At 69.9% G+C, this 14418-nt stretch carries 13 protein-coding genes; 2 read left to right on the forward strand and 11 right to left on the reverse strand.

The annotated features are described in order from the left end of the window. Positions 1-18: 18 nt before the first annotated feature. Genes ACWCO2_RS02150 through ACWCO2_RS02165 form a run of 4 tightly spaced genes read right to left on the reverse strand, consistent with a single transcriptional unit; the run spans position 19 to position 5317 of the window. On the reverse strand, positions 19-1599 hold the full coding sequence (locus ACWCO2_RS02150; RefSeq protein ID WP_450125857.1) for a dipeptide ABC transporter ATP-binding protein: 1581 nt from the start codon (positions 1597-1599) through the stop codon (positions 19-21). Next, positions 1596-2492 carry an ABC transporter permease gene (locus ACWCO2_RS02155; RefSeq protein ID WP_450125858.1) on the reverse strand — a complete coding sequence of 299 codons (897 nt, stop codon included), beginning with the start codon at positions 2490-2492 and terminating at the stop codon, positions 1596-1598. Before ACWCO2_RS02155 ends, ACWCO2_RS02150 begins: the two co-directional genes overlap by 4 nt. Continuing rightward, positions 2489-3526 (reverse strand): ABC transporter permease, encoded by a 1038-nt coding sequence (locus ACWCO2_RS02160; protein WP_450125859.1) that lies wholly within the window; start codon positions 3524-3526, stop codon positions 2489-2491. Before ACWCO2_RS02160 ends, ACWCO2_RS02155 begins: the two co-directional genes overlap by 4 nt. 3 nt (positions 3527-3529) lie before the next feature. Further along, positions 3530-5317, reverse strand: a complete 1788-nt coding sequence (locus ACWCO2_RS02165; protein ID WP_450125860.1) for an ABC transporter substrate-binding protein — start codon at positions 5315-5317, stop codon at positions 3530-3532. Positions 5318-5488: 171 nt separating this feature from the next. Here ACWCO2_RS02165 and ACWCO2_RS02170 point away from each other — a divergent pair, with 171 nt between their 5' ends. Next, positions 5489-6316, forward strand: coding sequence for a M55 family metallopeptidase (locus tag ACWCO2_RS02170; protein ID WP_450125861.1), 828 nt, complete (start codon positions 5489-5491; stop codon positions 6314-6316). A 194-nt stretch (positions 6317-6510) separates the two neighbouring features. Here ACWCO2_RS02170 and ACWCO2_RS02175 read toward each other — a convergent pair whose 3' ends face one another. After that, complete coding sequence (locus ACWCO2_RS02175; RefSeq protein WP_450125862.1) at positions 6511-7227, reverse strand: Imm1 family immunity protein; 717 nt, start codon at positions 7225-7227, stop codon at positions 6511-6513. A gap of 111 nt (positions 7228-7338) precedes the next feature. After that, complete coding sequence (locus ACWCO2_RS02180) at positions 7339-7965, reverse strand: TetR/AcrR family transcriptional regulator (protein ID WP_450125863.1); 627 nt, start codon at positions 7963-7965, stop codon at positions 7339-7341. Between the two features lie 167 nt (positions 7966-8132). On the opposite strand from ACWCO2_RS02180, the gene ACWCO2_RS02185 reads away from it, so the two are divergent. After that, a complete protein-coding gene (locus ACWCO2_RS02185; protein ID WP_450126009.1) occupies positions 8133-8834 on the forward strand; it encodes a sugar isomerase domain-containing protein in 702 nt (233 codons plus the stop codon). A 4-nt stretch (positions 8835-8838) separates the two neighbouring features. On the opposite strand, the gene ACWCO2_RS02190 is transcribed toward ACWCO2_RS02185, so the two are convergent. The 5 genes from ACWCO2_RS02190 to ACWCO2_RS02210 form a co-directional block, all read right to left on the reverse strand. Then, positions 8839-9642 carry an enoyl-CoA hydratase/isomerase family protein gene (locus tag ACWCO2_RS02190; RefSeq protein ID WP_450125864.1) on the reverse strand — a complete coding sequence of 268 codons (804 nt, stop codon included), beginning with the start codon at positions 9640-9642 and terminating at the stop codon, positions 8839-8841. A 254-nt stretch (positions 9643-9896) separates the two neighbouring features. Then, positions 9897-10106, reverse strand: a complete 210-nt coding sequence (locus ACWCO2_RS02195; protein ID WP_010310662.1) for a helix-turn-helix domain-containing protein — start codon at positions 10104-10106, stop codon at positions 9897-9899. A gap of 188 nt (positions 10107-10294) precedes the next feature. Next, positions 10295-11923, reverse strand: a complete 1629-nt coding sequence (locus ACWCO2_RS02200) for an ABC-F family ATP-binding cassette domain-containing protein (RefSeq protein WP_450125865.1) — start codon at positions 11921-11923, stop codon at positions 10295-10297. A 215-nt stretch (positions 11924-12138) separates the two neighbouring features. Next, a complete protein-coding gene (locus tag ACWCO2_RS02205; RefSeq protein WP_450125866.1) occupies positions 12139-12813 on the reverse strand; it encodes an acVLRF1 family peptidyl-tRNA hydrolase in 675 nt (224 codons plus the stop codon). Continuing rightward, entirely contained in the window at positions 12810-14378 is a 1569-nt protein-coding gene (locus ACWCO2_RS02210; RefSeq protein ID WP_450125867.1) for a deoxyguanosinetriphosphate triphosphohydrolase family protein, read from the reverse strand. The genes ACWCO2_RS02205 and ACWCO2_RS02210 overlap by 4 nt, the downstream gene beginning before the upstream one ends. Positions 14379-14418: the final 40 nt, after the last annotated feature.

Consider the following 14418-nt stretch of genomic DNA (forward strand, 5'->3'; position numbering starts at 1 on the left):
CCCTAAATTTGGAACCGCCTACGCCACGCGGCGGTCGACGGAAGGCACCGCCGCCAGGAGCGTCTTGGTGTAGTCGTGCTGGGGGTCCAGGAGGACCTGCTCGACCGGGCCGACTTCGACCAGTTCGCCCTGGTACATCACCGCCACCCGGTCCGCGATGTTCCACGCCAGGCCGAGGTCGTGGGTGATCACCAGCGTCGACAGGTCGCGCTCCACGCGCAGGCGCAGCAGCAACGACAGGATCTCACCGCGCACGGTCGCATCCAGCGAGGCCACCGGCTCGTCGGCGATCAGCACCTTCGGCTCCAGCACCAGCGCACCTGCGATCACCACGCGCTGCCGCTGACCACCCGAGAGCTCCTGCGGCAGACGGCCGAAGAACTTCTCCGCCGGACGCAACTCCGCAGCCTCCAAAGCCGCCGACACCCGACCGCGCTCGTCATCGGTGATCCCGTGGATGCGCAGGCCTTCCGCCACCGCCTCGTACACGGTGTGCCGCGGGTTGAGCGCCCCCGTCGGGTCCTGCAGCACCAGCTGCACCTGCCTGCGGTAGTCCCGCAGACCCGAGGTGCTGGTCGGCAGCGGCACCCCGTCGTAGCGGACCGCTCCCCTGGTCGGCTTCTGCAAGCCCAGCAGGGTCCGCGCGAGCGTCGTCTTGCCGGAACCGGACTGCCCGACCAGCGCGACGATCTCCTTCTCCTCCACCGCCAGGTCCACCCCGCGCACGGCGTGCACAACGCGTCCGGACCGGCCGGTGAAGTCAACCGCGACGCCCTCCGCCGCCAGCAGCGCAGACCCGCGGGACGCGCTCTCGATCAGCCGGAAGTCCGGATCCCCGACGGTCGGGAACGCATCGGCCAGCGCCTTGCTGTGCTCGTGCTGCGGCCGGGTCATCACCCGTCGGGACGGGCCGTGCTCCACCACGCGCCCCTCGTACATCACCGCGAGCTGAGAGCAGCTGGCCGACAGCACCGACAGGTCGTGGCTGATCATCACCAGTGCGATGCCGCGTTCGGCCACCAGGCGCCGCATCAGCTCCAGGATCTGCGCCTGCACGACGACGTCCAAAGCCGTAGTGGGCTCGTCGGCGATCACCAGCCGCGGCTCGCACGCCAGCGCCATGGCGATCATGACCCGCTGCTTCTGCCCACCGGAGAGCTCGTGCGGGTAAGCGTTCGCCCGCTCCGCAGGCAGCTCCACCTGCGCCAACAGCTCCGCGACCCGCGCCTGCGGGTCCTCCGCACTGCCGTGCAGCTTGATCGGCTCGGCGATCTGGTCGCCGATCGTGTGCACCGGGTTCAGCGCGTGCATCGCGCCCTGGAACACCACCGACGCGTCCGCCCAGCGCACCGCGCGCAGCTGCCCGAAGGACATCTCGCGCACGTCCTCGCCGTCCAGCAGGATCTGCCCCCCGACGCGCGCTGAGCTCGGCAGCAGCCGAAGCACCGACATCGCCAGGCTCGTCTTCCCGCAGCCGGATTCGCCTGCCAGACCGAGGGTTTCGCCTTCGCCGAGGCTCAGGCTCACGCCCCGCACGGCAGCTTCGCCCGCTCCCGGGTAGGTCACCGACACGTCGCGCAGTTGCAGAATCGGACTCACCGCCGCCCCCGCAGCCTCGGGTTGAACACCGTCTCCAACGCCCGCCCGCACAGGGTGAAGGCGAGCACCATCACCACGATCCCCACGCCGGGCGGCAGCAGGTACCACCAGGCGCCGCCGGTGACCGCGCCGGTGTCCATCGCCGACTTCAGCATCGAGCCCCACGACACCAGGCTCGGGTCGCCGAGCCCCAGGAACGACAGCGTGGACTCGGCGATGATCGAGCTGGCCACCGCCAGCGTGGTGTTGGCGAACACCAGCGGCAGCACGGCGGGCAGCACGTGCCGACCGATGATGTGCCCGTGCCCGGCGCCCAATGCCCGCGCCCGCTCGATGTACGGGCGGGTTTCGATCGTCAACGTCTGGGCCCGCACCATGCGCGCCGTGGGCGGCCAGGACGTCACCCCGATCGCCAGCACGATCGTCCACAACCCGCGCTCGAGCACCGTGGACAGCGCGATCGCCAGCACCAGCGCGGGCAGCACCAGGAAGAAGTCGGTGAACCGCAACAGGATTCGCGAGGTCCACCCGCCGAAGTGGGCCGCGAGCACCCCGACCAGCGCACCGATCAGCACCGACAGCAGCGCCGCCGCGAGCCCGACCACCAGCGACACCCGCGCGCCCCACCAGGTCAGCAGCAGCACGGAACGACCAGATTCATCGGTGCCGAGCCAGTAGTCACCGCTGGGAGCCTGCAACGGCTCACCGCTCGCCCGCGTGACGTCCAGCCCAGTTGCGTCGGTGAGCAGCGGCGCGAGCACCGCCATCAGCGAGACGACGACCAGCACCACGAGCCCGAACAACCCGGACCGGTCGGCGCGGAACACCCGCCACGCCTCACCCAGCCGCGCTCGGCGTCGGGCCCGGACGATCTGGTTGGCGGTGGCGGTCATGATTCCCGCACCCTCGGGTCCAGCACTCGGTAGAGCAGCTCGGCCAGCACGTTCATCACCACCACGCTCCCCGCCAGCACGATGAAGATCCCTTGCAGCAGCGGCAGATCCGGCACCCGCAACGCCTCGAAGGTCAGCAGCCCCAGACCTGGCCAGGAGAACACCGTCTCCACCGTGATCGCCCCGCCGACCACCAACCCCAGCCGCAGGAAGATCAGCGTGACCGTCGGTAGCATCGCGTTGGGCACGGCGTGCCGGCGACGCACCAGGTCCTCGCGAAGTCCCTTGGCGCGGGCGGTGGTCAGGTAGTCCTCGCCCATCTCCTCCAGCAGCGACGACCGCATCACCATCAGGTACTCGGCGTAGATCACCGCGACCATGGTCAGCGACGGCAGCACCAGGTGGTGCGCCACGTCGAGCAGCTGCGGCAGGAACTCGGGCGGGGTGTCCGGGGAGGAGATCCCGCCGACCGGGAACAGCCCCGGGATCGGACCGACCCCGACGCCGAAGGCCATCAGCACGATCAACCCGAGCCAGAACGTCGGCACCGACCACAGCGTCAGCGCCACCGAGGTCGAGGTCTTGTCGAACGCGCCCCCGTGCCGCCACGCCGCGCGGGAACCCATCCACAGCCCCAGCACCACCGCGAGCGCCGTCGCGGTGCCCACGAGCAGCACGGTCGGGCCGATCCGCTCGACGATCAGGTCCCCGACCGGACGGCTGTAGGTGTAGGAGGTGCCGAGGTCACCGCGCAGCAGGTTGCCGATGAAATCCAGGAACTGCTTCCACAGCGGCTGGTCCAGGCCGAACCGCTCGCGCAGCACCTGGATCTGCTGCTCGCTGACCGGTGCCCCGCGCGTCATGGTGCGCACCGGGTCGCCCGGGATCACCCGGAACAGGAAGAAACCCAGCACCGCCACCAGGAACAGGCTCACCAGACCGCCGCCGACCTTGCCGCCCAGGTAGCGGGCGAACCGACGGCGGCCGCCGCTGGGCGAGGCCTGTTCCGGAACGGTGGCAAGCAGATCGGACACGGTTCACTCCCTGGTGTCGGCGGTCGCCCGGCGGCGGACGATCACCAGCGCCACCACGACGCCGACCAGCACCACGGCCCCGCCGAGCACCCACGCGACGGCGCTGTAGTCGGTGCCCGAGGACCCGTTGATCGCCTCCTCGGTGGGCTCCGCGCCGAGGTAACCCCAGTAGCCCTGCTGCGCCACGATGACGCCGTTGTCCTTGGGTTGCAGGGTGAAACCGGTGTAGCGGTCGGTGCGGTACGCCTCCAACGAATTCTGGTAGAAGAGGATCAACCCGGCCGCCTGGTCGTAGAACCGGGCCTGCGCCTGGTTGACCAGGTCGACCCGCGCAGCCTTGTCGAACTCGCCGAGCTGCCGGTCGTAGAGCTCGTCGTACTGCTTGTCGCACAGGTAGGTGTCGACGTTCCCGCCACCATCAGGGCTGGGCCGCGCGCCGCAGGTCTGCAGCCGCAGCACGTAGTCCGGGTCGGGGTTGGCCGACCAGCCGCTGATCACCATGTCGAAGTCACCGGCGGTGGTGCGGTCGTTGAGCTGGTTGTCCGACACCGGCTGCAGCTCCACGCCGATGCCCAGATCTGCCAGCCACCGCTTGACGAACTCACCGACCTGGTTGTCCGCCGAAATGCTGCCGTGCAGCACGAAGTCGAAGTTCAGCGGTTCACCCTGCGGGGTGTGCCGGATGCCGTCCGCGCCGCGCTGGTAACCGGCCTCGTCGAGCATCCGGTTGGCCTCGGCGAGGTTGAATTCGCGCGGCTGCGGCGGATTCCAGTGGTAGTCGCTGAAGATCGGCGGCAGGTAGCCGCCACCGGCATCGGCGTAGCCGCCCATCACGCGGTCGACCAGCGCCTGCCGGTCGATCGCGTGGTCGAGGGCCTGCCGCACCCGCACGTCCTTCAACGCCGGGTGCCCGGTGCCGATCGGCTCGTTCTCGCTGTTGCTCGCGCCGGGGTTGAGGATCATCTCGAAGAAGCGCCGGCCCTGGCCCTTGACCTGCTTGATGTTGGACTCACCGGCCAGCGCGTCGAACTGCGCGGGGGTGAGCTTCTGCACCACGTCGACGTCGCCCTTGCGCAGCGCCTGCACTGCGGCGTCGCTGTTCTTGAACTGGATGAACTGCAGTTCGGCGACCTTCGGCGCGCCGCGCCAGAAGTCCGGGTTGGCGGTCAGCGTGACGTCCTGCTCCGGGCGGTAGCCGGTGAGCACGAACGGCCCGCTGCCGACCACCGGCATCTGGTCGTTGGTGAACTCCTCGACGTTGGTGACCTTGGACCACACGTGCTCGGGCACGATCGGCGCGTCGATGGCCAGCATCGTCGCCTGCGGCGTCTTGGTGCGGATCACCAACGTGCTGTCATCCGGTGCGGTGACGGTGTCGAAGTTCTCCACGAAGTTGCCGTTGGCGGTGCTGGCAGCCGGATCGGTCATCATCCGGTTGTAGGTGTAGGCGGCGTCGCGGGCGGTCACCGGTTGGCCGTCGGACCACTTGACGCCGGGCCGGATGTGGAAGGTCCAGGTGAGCTTGTCCGGCGAGGTCTCCCACTTCTCGGCGAGCTCGGGCTGCACGGAGAAGGCGTCGGCGCCGTAGGTGGTCAGCGTCGGGTAGATGGACCGGAAGATGTCGGTGGCGGCGAGCGTGTAGCCCAGGAACGGGTTGAGCGAATCGATCTGCTGCTGCAGCCCGATCCGCAGCGTGGCGCCCTGCGGCTTCGCGTCCTGCGCCGACGCGGGCACCGGCGCCAGCAAGCCCACCAGCAACACGGCCCAGAGCGCGACGAGTCGTCTACCCACTTGTGCCCCCCTCCTTCGCGGCGAGTGAGAGAAAGGAACCACCTTCGGACACTGTTCGTCAATGGTTAACCACGAGTTATTGCCGCCCGGCGTCACCGAGCGGAACCGAACCGTTACCCGATCGGCGCGCCACGCCCCGAAAGCCTGGACAACACGCCTAGATTGGCCGTCGTGCGGATCTTGCTCTCAGCTGACATGGAAGGCGTCACCGGAGTTACGTGGACCGATGACGTGGTGCCCGGAACCGAGCAGTGGCAGCGCTTCCGGAAGTTGTTCACCGGCGACGTCAACGCCTGCATCGAAGGACTGTACGCCGCAGGCGCGACGGACGTGCTGGTCAACGAAGCGCATTCCTCGCAGCGCAACCTGCTGCTGGAAGACCTCGACGAGCGTGCGGTGCTGCTGACCGGGCGGCACAAGCCGCTGTCGATGATGCAGGGCATCGAGTCCGATGTGGACGGTGCGGTGTTCCTCGGCTACCACGCGCGGGCGGGCGAGGAGGGTGTGCTGTCGCACACCTACCTGGAGAACTCGATCACCGGCGTCTGGCTGGACGGCCGCCCGGCTGGCGAAGGCGGGCTGAACGCGGCACTCGCCGCCGAGCACGGGGTGCCCGTCCTGCTGGTCACCGGCGACGACCGGGCCTGCGCCGAAGCCGCCGACTACGCGCCGTCAGCGCACCGCGTGGTGGTCAAGGAATGCGTCAGCCGCTACGCCGCGATCTGCCGACCACCGGCCCGCACCGCAGCCGACATCCGCAACGCAGCGACCGAAGGCATGCGCCTGGCCGGGCGCATCGACGGCGACGTGCGTCCGCACCGCATCGAGGTGGAGTTCGACGCCGCGCACTTGGCGGCCGCCGCCGCGGTGATCCCGACCGTGGAGCAGCTGGACGTGCGGCGGATCGGTTTCGACGCGCCGAACATGACCGAGGCGATGAAGGCGTTCAAGATCGTCACGACCATCGCCGCCCGAGCAGTCCAGGGGATCTACGGGTAAACAACTCAGCCTTGAAGGACCGAGCTTCTGGGCGGCTACGGTCCGCGGGGGCTTCGCTTGCGCTCCCGTCGCCACTGGCATTCCTGTGGGGAAACCACTTGTCGTTCTCGTCCTACTTCGCGGATTCCTGCGGCGGGACTCGCATTCCTCCTGCCCCCTGAAGGGGCAGTGTTTCCGGTGATTAGATCGCTGAGCTACAGGTCGCCCCAGCGCGCGGGCTGCCACTGCACGGCCTCCGGCTGCTGCCCAGTTCGAGTGAATTCGTCCAGTGCAGCGCGGAGTTCCCGGAACGGCAGCACCGCGTTGCGCGGGAACTTCAGCGTGCTTCCCGCGTCGAAGGGCAGCGCGGGAGCTTCCGGCGAAGGCGTCGGGTTGAGGGTGTGCCAGGACGTCATCTCGCCGTCCTCGGTCTCCTCGGTGAAGTTCAGGACGCCGACCTCGCCCTCGACGTCGGTGACGATCCGCACCTGCAGGTACGGGCCGGGCGCCTCGGCGTCCTGGTGCGGCCGGTCCCAGACGTAGAGGTGGCTCGCACCCGGCTGCTGCGGGCGCAGCACCTTGTCCACCAGCTCGGCCTTGTCGTCCTCGGTCTGCGCGTAGTGCCGCTCGCCGTCGACGACCGCGGTGGTGACGGTGACGCCCAGCTCGGTGTTGCGCGCCCCGACGGCTTCCGCGCGCAGCCCCTCCATGCAGATCCGCGCTTCCTTCAACGCCTTCATCGCCGCGCCCTGGTGGTACACCAGATCGCCCCAGTAGGGATGACCGAGCACCTTGTTCAGGTCGTTGTAGACCTCGTGGGTGGCCTCGATCAGCTTGTCCAGGTCGTCGACCGGGACGTCGGCAAGGCGAGCGAACACCACCGCTGGCGGTTCTTCTAGCGGGCCGGGCTCGACTTGTGCTGGATTGGACATGCGTTCCCTGCATCCACTTCGATCGTGGGCGACCCCCAGGACGCCCCTGCCCAGATCTCGTTCCCCAGCAGGCTACCGTGCGTCGTCGCACGGCCCCGAAGCGCCACCGGATCAGCCGGCGGCGTCCCGCAGCACCCCGATCGCCGGTCCGCCCTGCGGCGAACCGAGTGCCAATAACGCCCGCGCCACCACGTCGGCGTCGTCCAGGCCGAGCTCGGATACCAGGTCCTCGGGCAGGCTCAGCATCGACAGCGCCACACCGAGCATCCCGGCGTCGAGCAGCCCGGCGCCGCGTCGGCTGATCCGCCGCCCCACCGCGCTGTGCAGCTGCACCGCGGTGTCGACGTTGGCCGCGGTGATCGCGCTCAGCGCGGTGCGCACGTCGGGGTTTCGAACGGCTTCCAGGTGCAGCTCGAACAGCGCCAGGAACTGCGACCGCGCGCTGGTGGCCATCCGGCGCAGCATCGCCGCGTACAGCGCGGTGATGTCCTCGGAACTGACGTCAGCGGGAGTCTCGCTGCACAGCGCCTCGAGCGCGGCGGTGTGCTGGGCGGCCAGGTAGCGCGCGACGGCCAGGAACAGCGCGCTGCGCGTCGGGAAGTAGTTCTTCGTGGTGCCCTCGGGAACTTCCGCCTCGCGATCGATCGCGCGGTGGGTCAGCCCACGACCTCCCTCGCGCGCCAGCACCTCGATTGCGGCGTCGGCGAGCAGTTCTCTGCGGTTGCCTCGCTGCGGCATGCATCCCCTCGATCTCGGTCGCTGATCAACAGCGTACCCGCGCACCACACCAGTGGTGGAAGCGGTCCTTGACCACCACGTCACCAAATTGGTATAGACCTTATATCCGTTCCGCTCTCCCACAGGAGCCCCGAATGTCGGAAACCGCGCCCGGCCACGCCGAGCACATGCTGGAACACCTGCGGAAGATCGGCGCGCACAACGCCGAGAACCTGCGCACCGCAGCCGAACGGCTGCTCACCGCGATCCGCGCGGACGGCCTGGTGTGCACGGCCGGGGCGGGCCACTCGCTGGCCGGGGTGATGGAGACCTTCTACCGGGCGGGCGGCCTCTCCGCGGTCCGGCCGCTCTACCACCACGACCTGCTGCCGCTGCACGGTGCGGTGCCCAGCACCCGAACCGAGCGGCGCACCGGCCTGGCCGAGGAGATCCTCACCGAGGCCGAGTTCCAGGGCGGAGTGGACGCGCTGGTGGTGTTCTCCAACTCCGGGGTGAACCCCTACCCGGTGGAACTCGCCCGAACCGCCCGCGCGGCGGGATCGTCGGTCATCGCGATCACCTCGCCGACGGCGAGTGCTGAAGCCCCCAAGCGCGCCGGGACCACGCTGGCCGAAGAGGCCGAGATCGTGCTGGACACCCTGGTTCCGGGCGGCGACGCCAGCTACCCGACCGATGCCCCGGTGACGGCCCCGCTGTCGTCGATGGCCAACGCTTTGCTGTGGAACTTGCTGCTGGTCGAGCTGTTCGACCTGGCCGCGGCCGAGGGCGTCGACCTCCCGGTCTGGCGCAGCTCGAACACCGTCGGCGGCGACGAAGCCAACGCCGCTAACCTCGAGCACTACGGCAAGCGAGTCCCGGGCCTGCTCTGAGAAATCAGTCGGGCTGCGCGGTGATTTCCGTGATGCGGCGGAGTTGAGCGGCTCGCTCCGCCGCCAGCTGCTGTTCGGGGTCGACGGCTTCGTCAGCCTGCACCAGCAGCGCCAGCGTTTCGCGCACCGCACCGAGCGGCGGTTGTTCGACGGCTTCGGCCAATTCGTCGACCGCCGCGTCGAGCCGGTCCGGTTCGACCACCGAGTTGACCAGTCCGAGCCGCAGCGCCTCCTCGGCGCGCACCTCGCGCCCGGTCAGGCAGATCTCCACCGCCCGGGCGTATCCGACTGTTCTGACCAGCGGCAACGTGCCGCCCAGATCGGGCACGAGCCCCAGTCCGGTCTCGGCCATGCGGAAGCTGGCGTCGGCGGCGACCACTCTGAGGTCGCACGCCAACGCCAGCTGGAATCCAGCACCGATCGCGGGCCCCCGCACTGCCGCGATGGTGACCCGGTCGGGTTCGCGCAACCAGCTGAACCCCTGCTGGAAGCCGGCGATCTCGGCGTCGGCCTGTTCGGTGGGGCGCTGGGCCAGCGCGGCCAGCCCCGGCGCCCCGTCGACGTCGGCGGCGGTGAACAGCCGCCTGTCCAGCCCAGCCGAGAACGCCCGGCCGGCGCCGCGCAGCACCACGACCCGGACCTCCGCGTCCAGGCATCGACCGATCTCCCGGAGCGCCAGCCAGGTGTGCGGTGTCTGCGCGTTGAGCTCGTCCGGGCGGTTCAAGGTGATCGTGGCCCGCCGACCGCGGATCGTGAGCCCCACACCGCCACGATCCAACAGGTCAGCGTCCACCATCGACTCCGCCAAGCGGACCTCCTCGCTGAGAGCCTGTCGGCGAATGCCGTCCGCGCTTAGAGAAGCGGCGTCCGCCGCTTGGACCACCTATGCAGGGTGACCACCGGCGGGTTCTGAGAGGTTTCCTGGCGAGGACGGCCCCTCCGCCTGCATTCGGACGTACATCACGAAGGGCACCCGCAGTCCAGGGGGCCTCTCAGGTTCCGCTGAGCGACCACGCGGGCAAGGCAATCGCCAACAGGCTCTGCGGCCGGTGGCCGCCGGGCTCACTTCTTCTTGGAACGCGTCGCGCCCCCACGACCGCGCAGCTGCACACCTGATTCGCTCAGCACCCGGTGCACGAAGCCGTACGACCGGCCGGTCGCTTCCGCGAGCGCGCGGATGCTAGCCCCCTTCTCGTACTTCTTCCTCAGGTCACTGGCAAGCTTGTCCCGCGCACTCCCTGTGATGCGCGCACCCTTCTTCAGCTCAGCCACGGTGTCCCCGCCTTCCCTCTGAGCAGGTCGGGCCTCGCGACCCCTGTCAGCGCAATGATCGAACAGGAAAGGCGGGAACGCCAGGCGATCATGGAAAAAAGATCGGCCAACAGCCGAGATGACCGCCCGGCGATCACCGGAATGCACTAATCCATCCGTAGTAGTGCGACTCTGGTCGGCCGTGCCTGCTAGGCGAGCTGGACGAGGTCCAAGTAGTCCTCCGACCAGTGGTCTTCAGTTCCGTCGGGCAGCAGGATGACCCGTTCCGGTTCCAACGCCTGCACCGCGCCCGGGTCGTGCGTGACCAGAACGACCGCGCCGGTGAAGCTGCGCAGCGCGTCGAGCACCTGCTCGCGGCTTGCCGGGTCGAGGTTGTTGGTCGGCTCGTCCAGCAGCAGAACGTTGGCCGCGCTGGAGACCAGTCCGGCCAGCGCCAACCGCGTCTTCTCACCGCCAGAGAGGGTTCCGGCCGGCTGCTGCAGCTGCTCGCCCTGGAACAGGAACGCGCCCAGCAGGGTGCGCAGCTGCTGCTCCGGGGCGTCCGGGGCGGCGCTGCGGATGTTCTCCCAGACCGAGGCGTCGTGGTCCAGCGTCTCGTGCTCCTGCGCGAAGTAGCCGATGCGCAGCCCGTGACCTGGGACGACTCCGCCCGAGTCGGACGTTTCGACGCCGCCCAGCAGGCGCAGCAGGGTGGTCTTGCCGGCACCGTTGAGGCCGAGCACGACGACCCGCGAACCGCGGTCCACGGCGAGGTCGACGCCGCTGAAGATCTCCAGCGAGCCGTAGGACTTCGACAGGCCGTCGGCGGTCAGCGGGGTTCGCCCGCACGGCGCCGGATCCGGGAAGCGGATCTTGGCGACCTTCTCCTGGGCCTGCTCGGTCTCGGCTTCGGCCAGCAGCTTCTCGGCGCGGCGGGCCATGTTCTGCGCGGCGACCGCCTTGGTGGCCTTGGCCCGCATCTTGTCGGCCTGCGCCATCAGCGTGGAGGCCTTCTTCTCCGCGTTGGCGCGCTCGCGTCGGCGGCGCTTCTCGTCGGCCGCGCGGGCGTCCTGGTAGCGGACCCAGTCCATGTTGTAGACGTCGGCCTCGCCGCGGATCGCGTCCAGGAACCACACCTTGTTGACCACCGCGGCCAGCAGGTCGATGTCGTGGCTGATCACCACCAGCCCGCCGTCGTGGGCCTTGAGGAAGTCGCGCAGCCAGTTGATCGAGTCGGCGTCGAGGTGGTTGGTCGGCTCGTCGAGCAGCAGCGTGCTGGCCGAACGACCGCCCGGACCGGCCTCGGAGGCGGCGAACAGGATCCGGGCCAGCTCGACGCGACGGCGCTGACCGCCGGAAAGAGTGCTCAGCGGCTGCTCCAGCACCCGGTCGGGCAGGCCGAGGTTGCTGCAGATCCGCCCGGCCTCGCTCTCGGCGGCGTACCCGCCGCGCGCGGCGAAGCGCTCCTCCAGCCGGCCGTAGCGGGCGATCGCCTTGTCCCGCTGGCGCTCGTCGGCCAGCTCGGCCATCGCGGTCTGGGTCTTCTCCATGTCCCGCAGCAGCTGGTCCAGGCCGCGCGCGGACAGCACCCGGTCCTTGGCCGAGACGGTGAGGTCGCCTTCGCGCGGGTCCTGCGGCAGGTAGCCGAGCTCGCCGCGGCGGATCACCTCACCCGCGTAGGGCTCGCCCTCCCCCGCCAGCACTCGCAGGGTGGTCGTCTTGCCCGCGCCGTTGCGGCCGACGAGGCCGATCCGATCGCCGGGCTGGACGCGCAGCGTGGCGTCCGAGAGCAGGATGCGGGAACCGGCGCGCAGTTCCAGGCCGGTGGCAGAAATCAAGGGGAACTCCGGAAGTAGTGGTCGAGCGATTCCACGAACGCGCCCACCGGTGCAGACTGCGGTGGGCGGAGAGGCTGAGTGGCCCGGCTAATCGATGAGCGGGCGGATCAGCGACGGAGTGGCGCGGGGAACGCGGACCACGAAACGCTTGATGACCACGAAACCAGTGTAACGGGCGCTGTCCACCAAATTATTCGCGGATCACATCTCCTCGGTCACATGCAGTCGTGGACCTGGATCTCCACAGCAGCGGCGCGCTTGGCGGCTTCGTCGAGCACCGCGCGGCGCGGTTCGGGGACGTCCAGCACCCGGGACCCGGCAGAGGACAGCAGGTCAGCAAGCCGCCGGTCCTCCTTGAGCACGTCGAGCGCCTGCCAGTCACCGCCCAGCACGACGGCGTCGAGCTCGTCGCGCACCGGCAGCAGAACGCGGGCCACCGCGTCAGCGGCAGCCTCCAGCGACCGCCGCGACTGGCCTTCACGGCGTCGAGCGAAGCGCTGCTGCGACCAGCCGCCCGCCTTGTTCCGGCTGTGCACCAGGTGCCGACCGGTGGCGGACTGCTCGATCCGACCGCCGCGGGCGATGCCGACGCTGTGCGCGCCGAGCCGCACCAGCACCAGCCCGATCCGGCGCGGCTGCTTCAGGTGCTCGACCAGCGGCTGCACCACCAGCCCCGGCTGCTCGCCGTGCGGCGGGAGCAGCGGCCCGAACGGCACGTCGACGACCGCCCGCCCGCCGTCGCCCGCGCGCACCTCGATCCGCCGCGGATCCACGACGGTGCGCTCGACACCGCCGTGCGACACCGCGAAGCGGTCGAACCAGCCCGCCACTCGCTCCGGGACCACCTCGACGGCACGTCCGCCGCCGGGGAGCTCACGGGCTCTGTTCACAGCACGAACGTGTCGTTCCACAGCTGCGTGGTGCGGCCCGAGAGGGCCTCCAGCAGCGCGGCTGCCTGGTCGTCGGTCAGCGAGGCGACGAAGTCGATCACCGCTCGGCCGCGCGCCATCCGCTCCAGTCGCGCGGCGTCGAGCTCGGCCGGGTCCCCCGGTTGCACCAGCAGTTCCGGTGCGTCGCGGTGCAGCACGGCGAGCTCGGCGCGGGCCCGGTCGAACAGGTCGCGCAGCCGGTGCGGCAGCCGGGCGGCCTCGCTGCGGTCGATCAGCCAGTTGTCCAGCGCTTCCACCAGCTTGCTCAGCAGCCGGTCCTGGCCGCGCTGGTGCAGCGCGAGGTCCGGGCGCTGCAACACGAACCGGCGGTGCACGAACTTCAGCACCTGCACCTCGTGCCACTGCTCGACGGCCAGCGCGACGTGACCGGAGCGCGTCGGCGGCTCCTCGACGACCTGGATGCCCTCCACCAGCCGCTGCGTCCACTCCCCGGAGAACGCCGCGACGGCCTGCTCGGCCTGCTGCGAGCGGTCGAAGGGCACTTCCAGCAGCTTGGTGACGAGGTTCGCGACGACCTTCTTGACCGCGCTGACGAACGCCTCGTCGTCGGCGATCCACCCGTCCTTGGCGTGCAAGCGGCGGCGCAGCCGCTCCAGTGAGCAGCCGGGGCGCAGCTCGTCGCCGGCGAGGTCGGCGTCGGAGCGGCCGGCGAACTCCACCACGTGCCCCAGCCATTCGGTCAGCTCGTGGGAGACGCTGGTGTGCTGCAGGATCCCGACGCGGTGGAAGTCCTCCAGGTCGTGGATCGCGTAGGCGATGTCGTCGGCGGTGTCCATGATCGACGCCTCGACGGTCTGCTGCCAGTCCGCCAGCAGCCCGCGGAATGGCGACCGCGCGTCGACCATGTCGTCGAGTTCGGTGCGGTAGCAGGAGAACTTGGCCGACCCGGTGCCCGGCGCCTCTTCCGGTTCGGAAGCGCCGCGCGGAGGCACCGACATGTGCCGCGGGTGCGGCTGGGGCTCGGCGAGCCGCGTCCACGGGTACTTCAGCAGCGCCGCGCGCACCGCAGCGGTCAGGTCCAGACCGTCGCCGTCGGTGCCGCGAACGTCGATGCGGGTCACCACGCGGTAGCTCTGGGCGTTGCCCTCGAAGCCGTCGAGCAGCGCGAACCGCTGCCGGGCGAGCCGGTCCAGCACGCTCTCGCCGAGGTGCCCGAACGGCGGGTGGCCGAGGTCGTGACCGAGCCCGGCGGCTTCCACCACGTCGAGGTCGCAGCCGCCCAGCCGGTCCAGCTTGGCCAGGTCCGCGGGATCGGCCACTAGCCGTTCGGCGATGGCGCGAGCGACCTGGGCGACCTTCAGACTGTGCGTCAAGCGGTTGTGCAGCAGCAGGCCGGAACCGCTCGGGCTGACGACCTGGGTGACCCCGCCCAGCCGCGCGAAGAACGCCGAACTGGACACCCGGTCACGATCCGCGCGGAACGGGCTAGCGGCCAGGTCACGAGGGGCTCGACGAGGGCCGGAACGACCACTTCGCCGACCAGTCCGAAGCTGCGCATCCTGCATGGGCCACACGTTAGCTTGTAAAAGTCTCCGAACTCGTTTT

The organism is Saccharopolyspora sp. NPDC002376 (genome assembly GCF_053593195.1).